16 protein-coding genes are annotated in these 17,110 nt (G+C 57.0%); 13 read left to right on the top strand and 3 right to left on the bottom strand.

Translation table 11 applies throughout. The features are described from left to right. Positions 1-87 precede the first annotated feature (87 nt). Positions 88-981: a LysR family transcriptional regulator ArgP gene (locus AC2FC2_RS14230; protein ID WP_037418226.1), complete on the top strand. Its 894-nt coding sequence runs from the start codon at positions 88-90 to the stop codon at positions 979-981. A 172-nt stretch (positions 982-1,153) separates the two neighbouring features. On the opposite strand, the gene AC2FC2_RS14225 is transcribed toward AC2FC2_RS14230, so the two are convergent. The 3 genes from AC2FC2_RS14225 to AC2FC2_RS14215 form a co-directional block, all read right to left on the bottom strand. Beyond that, positions 1,154-1,885 (bottom strand): oxidative stress defense protein, encoded by a 732-nt coding sequence (locus tag AC2FC2_RS14225; RefSeq protein ID WP_490308792.1) that lies wholly within the window; start codon positions 1,883-1,885, stop codon positions 1,154-1,156. A 122-nt stretch (positions 1,886-2,007) separates the two neighbouring features. Continuing rightward, positions 2,008-2,625 (bottom strand): arginine exporter ArgO, encoded by a 618-nt coding sequence (gene argO, locus AC2FC2_RS14220; RefSeq protein ID WP_209639553.1) that lies wholly within the window; start codon positions 2,623-2,625, stop codon positions 2,008-2,010. Positions 2,626-2,746: 121 nt separating this feature from the next. After that, positions 2,747-3,565: an IclR family transcriptional regulator gene (locus AC2FC2_RS14215; protein WP_209639550.1), complete on the bottom strand. Its 819-nt coding sequence runs from the start codon at positions 3,563-3,565 to the stop codon at positions 2,747-2,749. A gap of 361 nt (positions 3,566-3,926) precedes the next feature. Here AC2FC2_RS14215 and AC2FC2_RS14210 point away from each other — a divergent pair, with 361 nt between their 5' ends. The 12 genes from AC2FC2_RS14210 (at position 3,927) to AC2FC2_RS14155 (ending at position 17,095) form a co-directional block, all read left to right on the top strand. Then, positions 3,927-5,480 (top strand): sugar ABC transporter ATP-binding protein, encoded by a 1,554-nt coding sequence (locus AC2FC2_RS14210; RefSeq protein ID WP_490308793.1) that lies wholly within the window; start codon positions 3,927-3,929, stop codon positions 5,478-5,480. Continuing rightward, positions 5,473-6,555, top strand: a complete 1,083-nt coding sequence (locus tag AC2FC2_RS14205; protein WP_209639544.1) for an ABC transporter permease — start codon at positions 5,473-5,475, stop codon at positions 6,553-6,555. Before AC2FC2_RS14210 ends, AC2FC2_RS14205 begins: the two co-directional genes overlap by 8 nt. Positions 6,556-6,570: 15 nt before the next feature. Continuing rightward, positions 6,571-7,671, top strand: a complete 1,101-nt coding sequence (locus AC2FC2_RS14200) for an ABC transporter substrate-binding protein (protein WP_265557035.1) — start codon at positions 6,571-6,573, stop codon at positions 7,669-7,671. Between the two features lie 12 nt (positions 7,672-7,683). Then, positions 7,684-8,544, top strand: a complete 861-nt coding sequence (locus tag AC2FC2_RS14195) for an SMP-30/gluconolactonase/LRE family protein (protein WP_490659430.1) — start codon at positions 7,684-7,686, stop codon at positions 8,542-8,544. 256 nt (positions 8,545-8,800) lie between these two features. Further along, positions 8,801-9,799 (top strand): 3-dehydro-L-gulonate 2-dehydrogenase, encoded by a 999-nt coding sequence (yiaK, locus tag AC2FC2_RS14190; RefSeq protein WP_209639534.1) that lies wholly within the window; start codon positions 8,801-8,803, stop codon positions 9,797-9,799. Between the two features lie 13 nt (positions 9,800-9,812). Next, positions 9,813-10,283, top strand: a complete 471-nt coding sequence (locus AC2FC2_RS14185; protein ID WP_265557037.1) for a NanQ anomerase/TabA/YiaL family protein — start codon at positions 9,813-9,815, stop codon at positions 10,281-10,283. 118 nt (positions 10,284-10,401) lie between these two features. Then, a complete protein-coding gene (locus tag AC2FC2_RS14180; RefSeq protein WP_209639526.1) occupies positions 10,402-11,697 on the top strand; it encodes an MFS transporter in 1,296 nt (431 codons plus the stop codon). Beyond that, on the top strand, positions 11,697-13,187 hold the full coding sequence (locus AC2FC2_RS14175; RefSeq protein WP_404760907.1) for an FGGY-family carbohydrate kinase: 1,491 nt from the start codon (positions 11,697-11,699) through the stop codon (positions 13,185-13,187). The genes AC2FC2_RS14180 and AC2FC2_RS14175 overlap by 1 nt, the downstream gene beginning before the upstream one ends. Next, positions 13,184-13,840: a 3-keto-L-gulonate-6-phosphate decarboxylase UlaD gene (gene ulaD / locus AC2FC2_RS14170; RefSeq protein ID WP_490659429.1), complete on the top strand. Its 657-nt coding sequence runs from the start codon at positions 13,184-13,186 to the stop codon at positions 13,838-13,840. The genes AC2FC2_RS14175 and ulaD overlap by 4 nt, the downstream gene beginning before the upstream one ends. A gap of 1 nt (position 13,841) precedes the next feature. Further along, complete coding sequence (locus AC2FC2_RS14165) at positions 13,842-14,702, top strand: L-ribulose-5-phosphate 3-epimerase (RefSeq protein ID WP_265557039.1); 861 nt, start codon at positions 13,842-13,844, stop codon at positions 14,700-14,702. After that, complete coding sequence (araD, locus tag AC2FC2_RS14160; protein ID WP_490659428.1) at positions 14,696-15,397, top strand: L-ribulose-5-phosphate 4-epimerase; 702 nt, start codon at positions 14,696-14,698, stop codon at positions 15,395-15,397. Before AC2FC2_RS14165 ends, araD begins: the two co-directional genes overlap by 7 nt. 402 nt (positions 15,398-15,799) lie before the next feature. Then, positions 15,800-17,095: an MFS transporter gene (locus AC2FC2_RS14155; protein ID WP_265557040.1), complete on the top strand. Its 1,296-nt coding sequence runs from the start codon at positions 15,800-15,802 to the stop codon at positions 17,093-17,095. Positions 17,096-17,110: the final 15 nt, after the last annotated feature.

Below are 17,110 nucleotides of genomic sequence, written 5' to 3'. Positions count from 1 at the left end.
CAATATGTCCCGGTGATTTTCCACCTGTAAAACGCCAGAGATGTGGCATAGTGCCTGTATCAATTTACTTTAAGGGATATCTTTCCGATGAAACGCCCAGACTATCGAACGCTACAAGCGCTGGACGCGGTGATCCGTGAGCGTGGCTTTGAGCGCGCCGCGCAAAAACTTTGTATCACCCAATCGGCAGTATCCCAGCGCATCAAGCAGTTGGAAAACCTGTTCGGCCAGCCGCTGTTGGTACGCACCGTGCCGCCTCGGCCGACCGAACAGGGCCAGAAGCTGCTGGCGTTGCTGCATCAGGTTGAATTGCTGGAAGAAGAGTGGCTGGGTAACGACACCGGCATTGATACGCCGCTGCTGCTGTCGCTGGCGGTTAATGCCGACAGCCTGGCGACCTGGCTGCTGCCGGCATTAAAGCCGGTACTGACCGATTCCCCTATCCGCCTGAATTTGCAGGTGGAAGACGAAACACGTACTCAGGAACGCCTGCGGCGCGGTGAAGTGGTCGGTGCGGTGAGTATCCAGCCACAACCGCTGCCAAGCTGCCTGGTGGATCAACTGGGCGCACTGGACTATCTGTTTGTCGCCTCAAAAGGCTTTGCCGAGCGTTACTTCCCGAATGGCGTTACGCGTTCCGCGCTGCTGAAAGCGCCCGCGGTCGCGTTCGATCATCTCGACGATATGCATCAGGCTTTCCTGCAGCAGAACTTTGATCTGTCGCCGGGCAGCGTCCCCTGCCATATCGTGAACTCATCGGAGGCCTTCGTGCAGTTGGCACGCCAAGGCACCACCTGCTGCATGATCCCGCATCTGCAGATTGAGAAAGAGTTGGATTCAGGTGAGCTTATCGATCTGACGCCGGGCTTGTTCCAACGCCGCATGTTGTTCTGGCACCGCTTCGCGCCAGAAAGCCGCATGATGCGTAAGGTGACCGATGCCCTGCTGGAACATGGCCGCCAGGTTCTGCGCCAGGATTAAATGCAAAAGGTTCGCCGTGGCGAACCTTTTGAGGGCGTTGACAAAGTGCTCTGTTGTTTCATCGTAGGGGCGCCGCATGCTGCGCCCGTTAGCATCATCAATGGGTACATCGGGTCGAACATGTTCGACCCCTACCGGTTTAGCCCCTGCGTAGTTTTGCCAACACTTCGTACTATTGCGCCGCGTTGCGCTGCAACTCAAACACCACATCCACCTGATCGTCAAAGTGAATGCTCTGCTGTTCGTAGGTTTGTGCCACGTCGCTCTCCGCCGCTGCGCCCACCGCTTTGTACATACGCGCTACTGGCATCGGCTGGTAGTTAGCGACATGATAACGAATGCTGTAAACCGGCCCCAGCTTGGCGTTAAAGCCTTTGGCTAATGAAGCCGCCTGCTGCGTCGCATTCTCGATGGCTTTCTGGCGCGCCTGTTCACGATAGACGTCCGGTTTCGCGACGCCCAATTCCACGGCGCGGATCTCATTGAGGCCGGATTTCAATGCGCCGTCCAGCAGCTCATTCAGCTTATCCAACTGGCGTAACGTCACCTGCACCTGGCGTACGGCACGGTAGCCTTTCAGCACTGACTCACCGGTTTTCAGGTAATCGTATTCCGGCTGAGTACGCAGGTTGGCAGCGCTGATGTCTTTCTTCTCAATATTGTTTTTTTGCAGGAAATCAAAGTATTGCGCGACACGTTCGTCGACCTGCTTTTTCGCCTGTGCCGCGTCTTTGGACGATACGCTCACCTCGATCGCCAGAGTGGCGATATCCGGTGTCGCATCAACGCTGGATGTACCCGAGGTTACCACGTGTGGCCCTTCTGGCACTTCAGCCGCTTGCAGCGCCAGAGGTAATGTCCCTAATCCAATCATTGCGGCCATAGCCAATGCTTTAAGCTTCACAGTGTCTCCTTGATGACAGGCTGTAACTGATTACCGACTTTTCTCTACCGAGAACAGCCGGTTCCTTGGCATCAAACGTAGCATATCGCACGGGCTTTTGAATTCGGATTAGTGACAAATTCTTATAAACTTGCCCCCTGCCAGGCCAATTGCAAGGCAATGCCCCACATCACTACGCCGACCAGCGTATTGATGACGCGTTGCGCCATTTGAGTTTTCAACCACGGCGCCAGCCAAGAGGCCAGCAACGCCAACGCGAAGAACCAAACGATGGAAGCACTCACCGCCCCCAGCGCAAACCAGGAGCGCACGTCCGGTGCCAGTTGGCCTCCCAGGCTGCCCAGCACAACGAAAGTATCAAGGTAAACATGTGGGTTCAGCCAGGTTACCGCCAACATGGTGACCACCAGCCGCCAACGGCTCTGCTTCATTTCCTCCGCCGTGGCCAGCGTCAAATGGCGACTGAATGCGGTGCGAAATGCGCCCCAGCCATACCATAACAAGAAGGCCACGCCGCCCCAGGTAACCAATGCCAGCAGTAACGGCGAACGGCTCAGTAAGGCGCTACCACCAAAAATGCCGGCGCAGATCAACACAATGTCGCTCAATGCACACAGCGACGCGATCATCAGATGATACTGACGGCGTATCCCCTGATTCATCACAAAAACATTTTGCGGACCCAACGGCAGGATCATCGCCGCGCTCAGGGCAAAGCCCTGCAAAAAGACAGCTAACATGGAATTCCTCACAGAAAAAAGCACCGTTCAGCGGCGCGTGTCGGTCAACACGCGCATCATATGAGGAAAAAATTATTAGGTGAAATTGATACTTCTAATCAACTATCAGAAATACTAATAATCAGGCAGGAATGACAAACCCCAGTTCTTGAGAAATACGCTGCGCGGTCGCCAACACCGGTTTAATCAAGGCCTTAACACCAATCTGCTGCAGTTTGGCGGTGGGTAACGAGACCGACACCGCATAGGGAACCCGCTGCTGAATATCAAACACCGGGGCCGCCACGCAGGACACTCCCAGCTCATTCTCTTCACGGTCCATTGCCATGCCGCGCAGGCGAATATCGGCCAGTTCCTCATACATCTTCGGCAATTCGGTGATGGTATTACGCGTCAGCGTCTGGATCTCATGCTGATGAGTTTGCCAGTAGTGATCCGGGTAATCGCTGTTGCCGTAGGCCATAAAAATCTTGCCCATCGCCGAGCAATACAGGGGCATATGCTGGCCAATATAGGCACGGGTGCGCATCATGCCGGTCGTCGGCTCAAGCTTGTAGATCAAAATGACGTGGTCGTCTTCGCGGCTGGAGAAGTTTACCGTCTCCCCCACTTCCAGATTGAGCTGTTCCAGATGCGGCGCAGCAACATGGATGATATTCAGTGAAGACAGCGCCTTCTGCCCCACAGAAATAAACTTGGTCGTCAGCCGATAGCTGCCGGGCGAGGGTGCCTGGGTAACATAGCCGCTGGTATGCAGCCCTTGCAGCAAGCGATGAACGGTACTTTTGTTCATGCCGGCCAGCTCAGACAGGTGCGCCAACGGGCAGCCATTCGGGAAGTTGCTCAGGATCTCAATCAATTGCAAACCACGGAACAGGCTTTGGCTGCCCATAGGCTTGTCTTTCTTGTCATCTTTCTCGTCAACAGCTTTCAGGCTCATAGCGCAATTTCTCCAGTGTCGAGCCGCCAGCCAACGCCACGGCGTGGTAAGCGGGCTCTTTGCCGGGAATGTTACCCCAAGGCCCGCATCAGGTGAAGACGGAACGCCGTTTCATTGTCCGTAGTGGGTTAAAAATGCGCAACATTTCGCTAACCGCCGAAGTGAGTTATACGTCACAATTCCGCAAAGAGACAAATAACCAATTGTTTTAAAACAACAATTAAAAACCGTCTGGCTTTGCTTTAGATCGGCGTTCGGCATATTATTTTTGAAATTGAATTTCGTATATTGAAATTTAATGACGATATAAACACCAGTTCGCACACGCCGATCGCGTATGCAGGTACCAGGGGCGCATCACATGACACCAGATAATGCGGAACAACCCATTCTTACCCTCAGCCATATTGTTAAGCGCTTTGGCGGCAACGTCGCGGTGAATGACGTGAGTCTGCAGGTGATGCCAGGCGAAGTCCTGGCCCTGCTGGGCGAAAATGGCGCCGGCAAATCGACACTGATCAAAGTGCTGGCCGGGGTTTACCCACGTGATAGCGGCGACATCCGGTTTCAAGGGAACAGCATAGCCTCCGCCGCCGCGATAAAAAGTGACAGCCGCCAGCCTATTGCCTTTATTCATCAGGATCTCGGGCTGATCGAATGGATGACGGTAGCGGAAAATATGGCACTGGTCATGGGTTTTCCACGCCGCTTCGGCCTGATCGACTGGCGAGCCATTCGCCGCCGCGCCGTTCAGGCACTTCAGGATGTCGGCATCGCCTTGGATCCCGACGCCAGAGTCTTCGAACTGTCGCGTACCGAAAAATCCTTGCTGGCAATCGCCCGGGCCGTGGCGGTTAACGCAGAGCTGCTGGTGTTGGATGAACCCACAGCCTCGCTGCCTGCCAACGACGTACGTCACCTGTTTGCTGTGATCAACCGGCTGCGCGACAAAAAAGTCGGCATGATTTATGTCACCCATAGGTTGGATGAAGTGATCGAGATCGCCGATCGCGTTTGCGTCATGCGTGACGGACGTTACGTCGCGGGTGGCAATACCGCTGATTACTCACTGCGTGATCTGGTGCAGATGATAGTGGGCGAAGCCATGGCGGACGATCAACGCGAACCCTTACCGGAAAATCGCCCGCCGGTCCTGCAGATCAATAACGTCACCGTGGGTGATATCGGCCCGGTCAGCTTCAGCCTGCAACCCGGCGAAATGTTGGCGCTGGCTGGCCTACGCGGTGCCGGACAGGAAGAAATTGGCCGCTTACTGTTCGGCCTACGTCACGCCGACGAGGGTGAAATCCGCTTTCGCGACCAGGCCTATACCGCCGCGAGCCCGCAGCAAGCTATGGCCTGCGGGGTTTCGCTGGTGGCGGGCGACCGCACCGGCGAGAGCCTGGTGATGTCGATGAGCGTGCGTGAAAACCTGTTTATCAACCCCTGCGCCAGCGGCCACAAACTGTTGTCGCGCTACAGCCGCCGGGCCGAGATCGGCGCCAGCTGGTGGAAAGTGCAGCTGTTCGACGTACGGCCCAAGGACGTCAATATCGATATCAGTGCCCTGTCCGGCGGTAACCAACAAAAGGTGGTAATGGCGCGCTGGATGCATCTGGGCGCTCCGCTGCTGATCCTGGAAGACCCTACCGCAGGCGTAGACGTCGGTGCTCGGGCAGAAATCTATCATCTTTTAAATAAATCCCTGGCGGAAGGCGTAGCGGTGTTGGTGATCTCCAACGACTTTGAGGAGATCGCCCATATCTGCAATCGCGCGCTGGTGTTCAACCGGGGGAAAGTGGTCGGCGAATTGAAAAATCAGCAGGTGTCATTCGCCAATTTATTGGAACTGGCTTCTGCCAGCGCCGGGGAAACGCCCGTGACAACGTTAGAATCTGAGGTGGGTCATGTCTAAAACATCTGTTAAATCAACGGCACTGGAGCAAAGAGTCAGCCTGTCGCAAGACGGTGCCGGCCCGTGGCTGATGCAGGTGCTCACACGCTACGGCCTACTGCTGCTGTGCATTGGGTTGGTGATCCTGTTTTCACTGATCACCCCTTCGTTCGCGTCGATGCTAACGCTGCAAGCGATCCTCTCCAGCAAAGCCAAGATCGCGCTGTTGGCGCTGGCAGCCACCATCCCGATGATCGTCGGGAAAATCGACCTTAACGTCGGTTTTGGCATCGTGCTGTGGCATATCCTGGCCATCACGTTACAGGTTGAATACGGTTTTTCTTGGCAGATGGCGGTGCTCACCGTTCTCGCGATCTCCGCCCTGTACGGCTTATTGAACGGCATTCTGGTGGCGCTGGCAGACATTGACAGCTTCGTTGCGACTCTCGGCTCCGGCACCGTGCTGTATGCCATTGCCCTGTGGCACTCCGGCGGCCGGCAGATCGTCGGCGATCTGCCAGACGCCTTCATCGCCCTGCACCACACCGAGATCGGCGGGATCCCGATCGTCGCGTTCTACGTGTTGATCGTCGCAGTGGTGCTGTGGCTGATCACCGAACACACCCCGCTGGGCCGCTGTATGTACGCCGTCGGCGGCAACCCGGCAGCCGCACGCCTGAACGGTATTTCGGTCAATCGCTTTACTATCGGCGCCTTTATTGCCTCCAGCGTCCTAACCGGTTTTAGCGGTGTACTGATCGCCGCCGAGCAGGGCGTTGGCCAGGCCAGCGTCGGCATGGACTACCTGCTACCTGCATTAGTCGGCGCTTTCCTCGGCAGTACCACCATTCGCCCCGGTCGGGTCAACGTCTGGGGTACCGTGGTCGGTATCGCCATTCTTGCCATCGGCATTGCCGGTATCCAGCAGTTCGGCGGGGAATTCTGGGTCGAACCGCTGTTCAACGGCGCAACGCTGTTGCTGTCCATCACTCTGGCGGGCTATGCCCAGCGCCGCCGGTTGCTCAACCAAAAAGCGGTACAACGCACTGCAGCCACCCCGGCTGATAAAAATAACCAAAAAGCGATCAATCCTTAACCAGGAGCTCACAGAATGAAACGTCTTTGGATATTACCCACTGCCCTGCTGTTGACCAGCGCCGCCTCCCCGGTCTGGGCCGATGCCTATCTCGATCAGGCTACGGCGGCTGTCGCCAAAGCCACCGCCAGCGTGACCCAGTGGGACGGCCCCACCAGCGGGCCCAAATTGCAGGCCAACAAGAAAATCATCTTTATCGCGTCGGACATGAAAAACGGCGGCGTGCAAGGCGTACAGGAAGGGCTGAGCGAGGCGGCGAAAGCCGCCGGATGGAAGCTGGAAACGCTCGATGGCGGCGGCTCGGTGAAAGATCAGCTCGCCTCACTGAATCAGGCAATTGCCCAGAAACCGGATGGCATCGTGATCGGCGGTTGGAACCCCAACGTGGCCAAAATCCCGCTGAAAAAGGCCATCCAGCAAGGCATTGTGCTCACCGCCTGGCACGCGGTGCCAGAGCCGGGGCCGATCGCCAAATACGACGTGTTTTATAACGTCACCTCTGACTCCAACGACGTGGCACGCATTGCCGCGCAATATGCGGTAGTGCAGTCCGGCGGCAAGGCCAATGTGCTGATCTTTACCGATTCGCTGTACCAGATTGCGCTGGATAAGGCCAACGTGATGAAAGAGGAAATCGGCAAATGCAGTGGCTGCAAAGTGGTGGAGTTTATCGATACGCCGCTGGCGGATACCGCCAACCGCATGCCGGCCATGACCTTCAGCCTGCTGCAAAAATACGGTGACCAGTTCCAGTACGCACTGGCCATTAACGATCTGTATTTTGATTTTATGGCTCCGGCCCTGAAAACTGCCGGTAAAGGTGGCACTCACGCCCCCTACAGCATTTCTGCCGGTGACGGCTCTATTTCTGCCTACCAGCGTATTCGCTCCGGCGGCAGCCAGTCGGCCACGGTGCCGGAACCACTCAAACTGCACGGCTGGCAACTGCTGGATGAGTTCAACCGCGCCTTCGCCAAGCAGCCACCTTCCGGCTACGTGACCCCGGCGCACCTCGTGACTCGCGACAATATCGCTGCCGACGGCGGTGCCAACAACCTGTATGACCCACAGAATGATTATCAGGGCCACTACAAAGCCATCTGGGGCGTGAAGTAAACGGAGGTCAGCATGAACGAACTGATGGCAGACCCTCAGCTTGAACGCCTGTGCGCACCGGCGATATGGGCCGAAGGCCCCGTGTGGCTGCCGCAGCAGGATGCGGTGGTGTTCAGCGACGTGAAGGGCAACTGCATGTTCCGCTGGTCGCGACAGGGGGAGCTGAGCCTATGGCGTTCCCCTTCGCACTATGCCAACGGCAATGCACGAGATGCCGAAGGACGCGTGATCAGTTGCGAACACGGGCGACGCGGCATCAGCCGAACCGAAAACGACGGTGAGGTGCAAATGCTGGTCGATCGGGTTGACGGCAAGCGTTTCAACTCGCCTAACGACCTGGCGGTACGTTCCGACGGCACAATCTGGTTTACCGATCCGCCCTATGGCATTACCGGTGACGAAGAAGGCTACAAATCTGAAAGCCAGGTGATCGGCTGCTACCTCTACTGCTTTGATCCGCGCGACGGCTCGCTGAACATTGCCGCCAGTGACCTGCAACGGCCAAACGGCCTGGCGTTCTCACCGGATGAGTCGCTGCTGTACGTGGCTGATATGTCGATAGTCGATTTCCCGACCCTGGGCCGCAGAGAGCTACGTGTGTATGAGGTCGACGGACGTGAACTGAACGCCGGACGACGCTTCGTCACCGTAGCCCCCGGCTTCCCGGACGGTTTCTGTGTCGATAAAGCCGGCAATCTGTTTTGCAGCTGTGCCGACGGCGTACTGATCTTCGACAGCCAGGGAAAGCAGCTCGGTAAGATAGAGGTGCCGGAACGGGTCTCCAATTGCACGTTCGGTGGACCTGACGGCAATGAGTTGTACATTACCGCCACCACATCGCTATACCGCAAGGTGCTGAATACCCGAGGTTAGCGAGTCAAAAAGGCGAAGGCAGAGCGGCCCCAAACCGCTCTGCTTTGCCACGCCTGAAGCACGGCAAAGGCCGAAAACGTGCCGCCGATCACAAAATCATCAGATTAATTTAACCAATTGTTTTATATAAATAATTTTCTCATTCACCGCTTTGACTTCGTTTAATCGCAGGTATAGCATTTATTTGAAATGTGATTTCACATAATGAAATCTAAAGAGCATAAAACAAACAAATGCGCCGTAGCGGAGAACCAGCATGAGAGTGAGTTACACCGATCTGAAACAGCAATTCAAACGCGTGTTACTGGCGCGAGGCGTGGCGGAAGCCACTGCCGACGACTGTGCCGGCATGTTCGCCGACACCTCCGCCAGCGGCGTTTATTCCCACGGCGTTAACCGTTTCCCACGCTTTATTCAGCAGTTGGACGCAGGCGATATCGTGCCGAACGCCGAGCCCAGTAAGCTGCTGTCGCTGGGGGCTATTGAGCAGTGGGACGCACATCAGGGTATTGGTAACCTCACCGCACGCAAGATGATGGATCGCGCCATGCAATTAGCCGACAACCACGGTATCGGCCTGGTGGCACTGCGTAATGCCAACCACTGGATGCGCGGCGGCGGTTATGGTTGGCAAGCGGCGGAGAAAGGCTATATCGGCATCTGCTGGACCAACTCTATTGCTGTCATGCCGCCCTGGGGTGCCAAAGAATGCCGTATCGGTACCAACCCGTTAATCGTCGCGGTGCCGGGCAATCCGATCACCATGGTAGATATGTCGATGTCGATGTTCTCCTATGGCGCGCTGGAGCTGAACCGGCTGGCGGGTAAGACCCTGCCGGTGGACGGCGGTTTCGATAATGACGGTCAGCTAACACGCGATCCGGCCACCATTGAAGAAAACCGACGCATTTTGCCGATGGGCTACTGGAAGGGATCGGCACTGTCGATCGTGCTGGATATGATCGCCACCCTGCTCTCCGGCGGATCGTCAGTGGCGGAAGTGACCGAAGACAACCGCGAAGAGTATGGCGTGTCGCAAGTCTTCATCGCCATTGAGATCGAACGCTTGATCGACGGCGCCACCCGCGATGCCAAGCTGCAGCGCATCATGGACTACATCACCAGCGCCGAACGCGATAACCCGGAGATAGCCATTCGCCTGCCGGGCCATAAATTCCCACGTATTCACGCGGAAAACATGCGTGACGGCATCCCTGTGGATGATCGTATCTGGGCGCGTATTCAGGCGCTGTAACAGGAGAATAACCATGATCTTCGGCCATATCGCCCATACCTCACCAGAGCAGTACCCGGTACCGGTGGCCAACGCCATCGCCTATCTGCAAAACACCGATTTCCGCGCCCTGCCCGCCGGACGCTATCAGGATCCTGCCAACGGCTACGTAGTACAGGTGCTGGATCTGCACACCCATCAACCGAGCGATCTCCGGCCTGAAGTACACCGCCAAAATGTCGACGTGCAGTTTCTGGTCAGTGGTACCGAATTGATCGGCGTGGCGGCAGACCGGGGCGATAACGCGATCCACCAGGATTTATTGGCAGAACGCGACATTATTTTTTATCAGGACGTCGCGGATGAATCCTGGTTAACCATGCAGCCCGGTAATTTTGCGGTATTTTTCCCGCAGGATGTTCATCGCCCGGCCTGTATTAATCAGCAACCCGGCGCTATTCGCAAAGTGGTGGTGAAAATACCGCTGGCGTTGTTTAGCGTCTAATTAGCGGCAAAACATAACCTGTAAAAAACACCGGTCCCTGGGCCGGTGCGGGGCCCTTGTGCCCAAAACAAACCAAAACAATAAAGTCCGACCCTACAGAATATTGAAAGGTGTATATATGAATACAGCCTCTGTTTCCGTTAGCCAAAGCCAGGCAATACCCAAATTACGCTGGTTGAGAATAGTGCCGCCTATTCTTATTACCTGCATTATTTCCTATATGGACCGGGTAAATATCGCCTTCGCCATGCCCGGTGGCATGGATGACGAGCTCGGTATCACCGCCTCTATGGCCGGTCTGGCCGGCGGCATCTTCTTTATTGGCTATCTGTTCCTGCAAGTGCCCGGCGGCAAGCTGGCGGTGTACGGTAACGGTAAAAAATTCATCGGCTGGTCGCTGTTGGCCTGGGCGGTGATATCGGTACTGACCGGGTTGGTCAGCAACCAGTATCAACTGCTGTTCCTGCGCTTCGCGCTGGGTGTTTCGGAAGGCGGCATGTTGCCGGTGGTGCTGACCATGATCAGCAACTGGTTCCCGGACAAAGAACGTGGCCGCGCCAACGCCATCGTCATCATGTTCGTGCCGATCGCCGGCATCCTCACCGCGCCGCTGTCCGGTTGGATCATCACCGCCTGGGACTGGCGCATGCTGTTCCTGGTGGAAGGTGCGCTGTCGCTGGTCGTGATGGTGCTGTGGTATTTCACCATCAGCAACCGCCCGCAGGAAGCCAAATGGATTTCGCAGGCGGAAAAAGACTATCTGATAAAAACCCTGCACGACGAACAACTGCTGATCAAAGGCAAAACGGTGCGTAACGCCTCACTGCGCCGGGTGCTGGGCGACAGGATCATGTGGCAGTTGATCATGGTGAACTTCTTCTACCAGACCGGGATCTACGGCTACACCCTGTGGCTGCCGACCATTCTCAAAGGGCTGACCAACGGCAATATGGAGCAGGTCGGCATGCTGGCTATCCTGCCCTATATCGGTGCCATCTTCGGCATGCTGATTATCTCCACCCTTTCCGACCGCACCGGCAAACGCAAAGTGTTCGTCGCGCTGCCGCTGGCCTGCTTCGCCATCTGTATGGCGCTGTCGGTGCTGCTAAAGGAGCACATCTGGTGGTCGTATGCGGCGCTGGTCGGCTGCGGTGTATTTATCCAGGCCGCCGCCGGGGTGTTCTGGACCATTCCTCCCAAACTGTTTAACGCCGAAGTGGCCGGCGGTGCACGCGGCGTCATCAACGCGCTCGGCAACCTCGGCGGCTTCTGCGGCCCTTATATGGTCGGCGTGCTCATCAGTCTGTTCAGCAAGGACGTCGGCGTTTACAGCCTGGCGGTGTCACTGGCTATCGCTTCGGTACTGGCGCTGACGCTGCCGAATAAATGCGACCAAAAAGCGGGAGCCGAATAATGGAATATTGGCTGGGGTTGGACTGCGGCGGCACCTTTATCAAAGCCGGGCTGTATGACCGTCGGGGCACAGAGTTGGGCATTGCACGCCGCAATCTGGAGATTATCGCACCGCAGCCCGGCTGGGCGGAACGGGATATGCCCGCACTGTGGCACACCGCTGCCGAGGTGATCCGCGACGTGCTGACCCGTAACAACATCGCCGCCGGTGATATTCAGGCCGTCGGCATCTCGGCGCAGGGCAAAGGTGCCTTTCTGCTGAACAAGCAAGGGCAGCCGCTGGGCAATGCCATGTTGTCTTCTGACCAGCGCGCACTGACGCTGGTGCAAGAATGGCAGAAGCAGGGCATGCCGCAGACGCTCTATCCGCAGACCCGACAAACCCTGTGGACCGGTCACCCGGTATCGCTGTTGCGCTGGGTACGGCAACACCAGCCTGAACGCTACCGCCAAATTGGCAGCGTATTGATGGCGCACGATTATCTGCGCTATTGCCTGACCGGCGAGTTGGCCTGTGAAGAAACCAATATCTCCGAATCCAATCTTTACCACATGGCGGACGGGCGCTATGACACGGCGCTGGCGCAGTTGCTGGGCATCGGCGACATCATGCCCGCACTGCCGCCCATCGTCGGCTCAGCCGAGATCGCCGGGCAGGTCAACGCTACCGCCGCGGCAGCCACCGGGCTGTTGGTGGGTACGCCAGTGGTCGGCGGGCTGTTCGACGTAGTGTCCACCGCGCTGTGCGCCGGGTTGCACGACGAGACGCGGCTCAATGCCGTGATGGGGACCTGGTCAGTCACCAGCGGCATCACCGACAGCATTACCGAAGGGTTCGAACACCCCTTTGTTTATGGTCGCCACGCCGAGGCTGGCAAATACATTGTGCACGAAGCGAGCCCCACCTCTGCCGCCAACCTGGAGTGGTTCTGCCGCCAATGGGGGCTAGACGATTACGCCCAGCTCAACGACTGGGTGGCAACGCTGCCGAAGGCCGACAGCAGCCTACTGTTTGTTCCCTTCCTGTACGGATCCAACGCCGGGCTTGGATTGAGCGCCAGCTTCCATGGCATGCAGGCCTTCCACCAGCGTGAACATCTGGTGCAGGCAATCTACGAAGGCGTGGTGTTCTGTCATATGACCCACCTCAACCGCATGCGGCAACGCTTCCCTGCGGCCACCGCCCTGCGCGTTACCGGTGGCCCGGCCAAGTCTGCCCCCTGGATGCAGATGTTCGCCGACGTTAGCGGCCTGCCGGTGGAACTGCCGCAGGTGGAAGAAACCGGCTGTCTGGGCGCCGCCATGGCAGCGATGGTCGGCAGCGGCGCATTCAGCGATTTCACCGCCGCCCAGCGGGCGCTGGCACCGCGCATCGAACAGGTGCTGCCTGACGCCACCGCCGCCGAGGCTTACGGTAAAAAATATCGCCGTTATCAGGCACTGGTGGCGACGTTACACACGCTGCAATCCCCCCAAAAGGAGGCCCTATGAGCAATAAACCCCGCTTGCAACTGGCGCTCGATCACACCCAGCTGGGCGCCGCCCTGCAGACGGCAGAGCGTCTGCAGCCGCACGTCGACATCATCGAGGCCGGCACCATTTTATGCATCAGCGCCGGTATTCAGGCAGTAAGCGCACTGCGCGAACGCTGCCCGCAACATACGTTGGTGGCCGATCTGAAAGTCGCCGATGCCGGTGGCACGCTGGCACAGCAGGCCTTCGGTCACGGAGCCAATTGGATGACCGTCATCTGTGCCGCCCCGCTGGCCACCATGGCCAGCGCACTGGACGTGGCGCAACAGCACCAGGGGGATATCCAGATTGAGCTGTTTGGCCGCTGGACGTTGGAGGATGCCAAACAGTGGCGTGCGCTCGGCATCCGTCAGGCGATTTATCACCGTGGCCGCGACGCGCAGGCCAGTGGACAAACCTGGGGCAAACAAGATTTGGATCTGATGAAAGCCTTGTCGGATCTGGGCATTGAACTGTCGGTTACCGGGGGGATCACGCCGCGCGATTTACCGCTGTTTAAAGACATCGCCGTTACCGCTTTTATCGTCGGCAGAGCGTTGGCGGTGGCTGCCGATCCGCTGGCCGCCGCCGGTCAGTTCCGCGCCGCCATTGATGACATCTGGAGAAGTTGATATGCGTCAGCACCCATTGGGAATTTATGAAAAAGCCTTGCCGAAGCACCTGACCTGGCCCGAGCGGCTGGCATTGGCTAAAGCCTGCGGCTTTGATTTTGTCGAAATGTCGGTGGATGAAAGCGATGAACGGCTGGCACGCCTGAGCTGGAGCAAAGAACAGCGGCTGTCGCTGGTCAGCGCCATGCTGGAAACCGGCATCAGTATCCCGTCGATGTGTCTGTCCGGCCACCGCCGCTTTCCGTTCGGCAGCCATGACGATGCACTGCGCCAACGCGCCTTCGAGGTAATGGAACAGGCGATCCAACTGGCGAAGGACGTCGGTATCCGCACCATTCAGCTGGCCGGTTATGACGTCTATTACGAACAGCAGGACGAAAGCACCCTCGCCCGCTTCACCGAAGGCATGCAGTGGGCCGTCGAACGCGCTGCCGCCGCCCAGGTGATGTTGGCGGTGGAGATTATGGACACCGCCTTTATGAACTCGATCAGCAAGTGGAAGGCCTGGGACGCCTGCCTGGCATCGCCGTGGTTCACGGTCTATCCGGACGTTGGCAACCTCAGCGCCTGGGGCAATGACGTAGGGCAGGAGCTGGCGCTGGGCATTGACCGCATCGCGGCCATCCATTTGAAAGACACCTATCCGGTCACTGAAAACTCACCGGGGCAGTTCCGCGACGTGCCCTTTGGTGAAGGCTGCGTCGACTTTGTCGCCGTCTTCAGCACCTTGAAACAGCTTAACTATCGCGGCGCTTTCCTGATCGAAATGTGGACCGAAAAAGCCGAAGAACCGGTGGCCGAGATTGTCCAGGCACGCCGGTGGATCGAACAAAAAATGCAACAAGGAGGTATGACATGCTAACGCTGCCACAGCTTAAACAACAGGTGCTGGAAGCTAACCTCGACCTGCCGCGCCACAACCTGGTGACCTTCACCTGGGGCAACGTCAGCGCCGTCGATCGCGAGCGCGGGCTCGTGGTGATCAAACCCTCCGGCGTGGAGTATGAACACATGACCGCCGAGGACATGGTCGTGGTCGATCTCGCCAGTGGCCAAACCCGGGAAGGCACCAAAAAGCCCTCTTCCGACACCGCCACCCATCTGGCGCTTTACCGTGAGTTTGCCGACATTGGCGGCATCGTTCACACCCACTCACGCCACGCCACCATCTGGGCCCAGGCCGGGTTGGACATCCCCGCCTGGGGCACCACTCATGCCGACTACTTCTACGGCGCGATTCCCTGCACCCGCCTAATGACCGAAGACGAAATAGAGCATGAATACGAACTGGAAACCGGCAAGGTGATTATCGACACCTTCCGCCGCCGCGGTATCGATCCAAATGCCATTCCGGCGGTATTGGTCAATTCACACGGGCCCTTTGCCTGGAGCAAGGACGCACACAGCGCGGTGCATAACGCCGTGGTGCTGGAAGAGATTGCCTATATGGGGATTTTTTCACGTCAGCTGACGCCCGGTATTCACAGCATGCAACCGGCGCTGCTGGATAAACATTACCTGCGTAAGCACGGTAAAAATGCTTATTACGGACAGTAAGTCGGATTAGCCCCACTCACAGGCAACCCTTTTCATAAATATCCTTCGTGGCAGACGCCGCCAGGCGTCTGCCAGACATATCAAAGCGCGAGAATTGCGGCCGGTTCTTCAAAACCGGGGGGACGCCCTCCTCTTTCTCGCCCTCTTAGCATCTTTCAACCTCAACCCCTCGTATGATCCTTATCACAAAACACGCACGCAGTTTTTAGCGTGCTACCAGCAAAGTAAAACAAGGTACGTGTGTTAATGGCACGTTACAGCTTGTCGCGCGCAATTGTTAATATCAATTCATGCGTTACACGCATCAGTTTATGAGTTTAATGCGCTTATTTACTTCATTTTCCTGATCCAGTCTGCAGTAACAGGCGCAGTAAAAGCGTCAATGACAAACTGGAGATAAAGATGCATCCCCCTAACGCACCAATGACGACTCGGGCAAGAACCAGCGCGATACTGCGCGTTACCTCTGGCAACTTTCTGGAGCAATTTGATTTTTTTCTGTTCGGATTTTATGCCACCTACATCGCTCATACATTCTTTCCAGCCAGCAGTGAGTTTGCCTCGCTGATGATGACCTTCGCGGTCTTTGGCGCGGGTTTTCTGATGCGTCCTATCGGTGCCATCGTACTGGGGGCGTACATTGATAAAGTCGGCAGACGTAAAGGGCTGATTGTAACCCTGTCGATCATGGCTGCTGGGACCTTTCTGATTGTCCTCATCCCGTCCTATCAGACCATCGGCCTGTGGGCACCACTGCTGGTACTGGGCGGCCGTTTATTGCAAGGCTTCTCAGCGGGGGCTGAGCTGGGCGGCGTATCCGTTTACCTGGCTGAGATTGCCACACCAGGCCGTAAAGGATTTTACACCAGCTGGCAGTCAGGTAGTCAGCAAGTGGCCATTATGGTGGCCGCGGCTATGGGGTTCGCACTGAATGCAGCCATGGAAGAAAGCGTCATTCGCGAATGGGGCTGGCGTCTGCCTTTCCTGTTCGGCTGCTTGATTGTGCCTTTCATTTTTTTCCTACGCCGTAATCTGGAAGAGACCCAAGAATTTAACGCCCGTCGCAAGCATCTGGCGATGCACGATGTGTTTAAGACCCTCTTGGCAAACTGGCAGGTGGTTATTGCCGGCATGCTGATGGTCGCCATGACCACCACCGCGTTTTATCTGATTACCGTGTATGCACCCACCTTCGGTAAAAAAGTGTTGATGCTCAGCGCCTCTGACAGCCTGCTGGTGACCCTGCTGGTCGCGGTATCTAACTTCTTCTGGCTGCCGGTAGGGGGTGCGCTGTCAGACCGTTTTGGCCGTAAGTCGGTGTTGATTACCATGGCGTTGCTGGCGCTGTTCACTGCGTATCCGGCCCTTAGCCTGCTTGCTGAAGCCCCCAGTTTTTCCATGATGCTCAGCGTATTGCTGTGGCTGTCCTTCATCTATGGGCTCTACAACGGTGCCATGATCCCGGCGTTAACAGAGATCATGCCTACAGAGGTCCGGGTTGCCGGTTTCTCGCTGGCCTACAGTCTGGCAACCGCTGTCTTTGGCGGATTTACGCCTGTTATCTCTACCGCACTGATCGAGTACACCGGCGATAAAGCCTCCCCCGGCTACTGGATGAGTTTTGCTGCTCTGTGTGCCTTACTGGCGACGTTGTATTTGTACCGTCGTCGCACGTTATCACTACAAACCGCACGTTAAATCAGGGATTTCGTC

This window comes from Serratia sp. CoH_122_TC_1 (assembly GCF_058191755.1).
The sequence above is the reverse complement of the archived record's forward strand: the minus strand, read 5'-3'. Positions and strand labels throughout refer to the sequence as shown.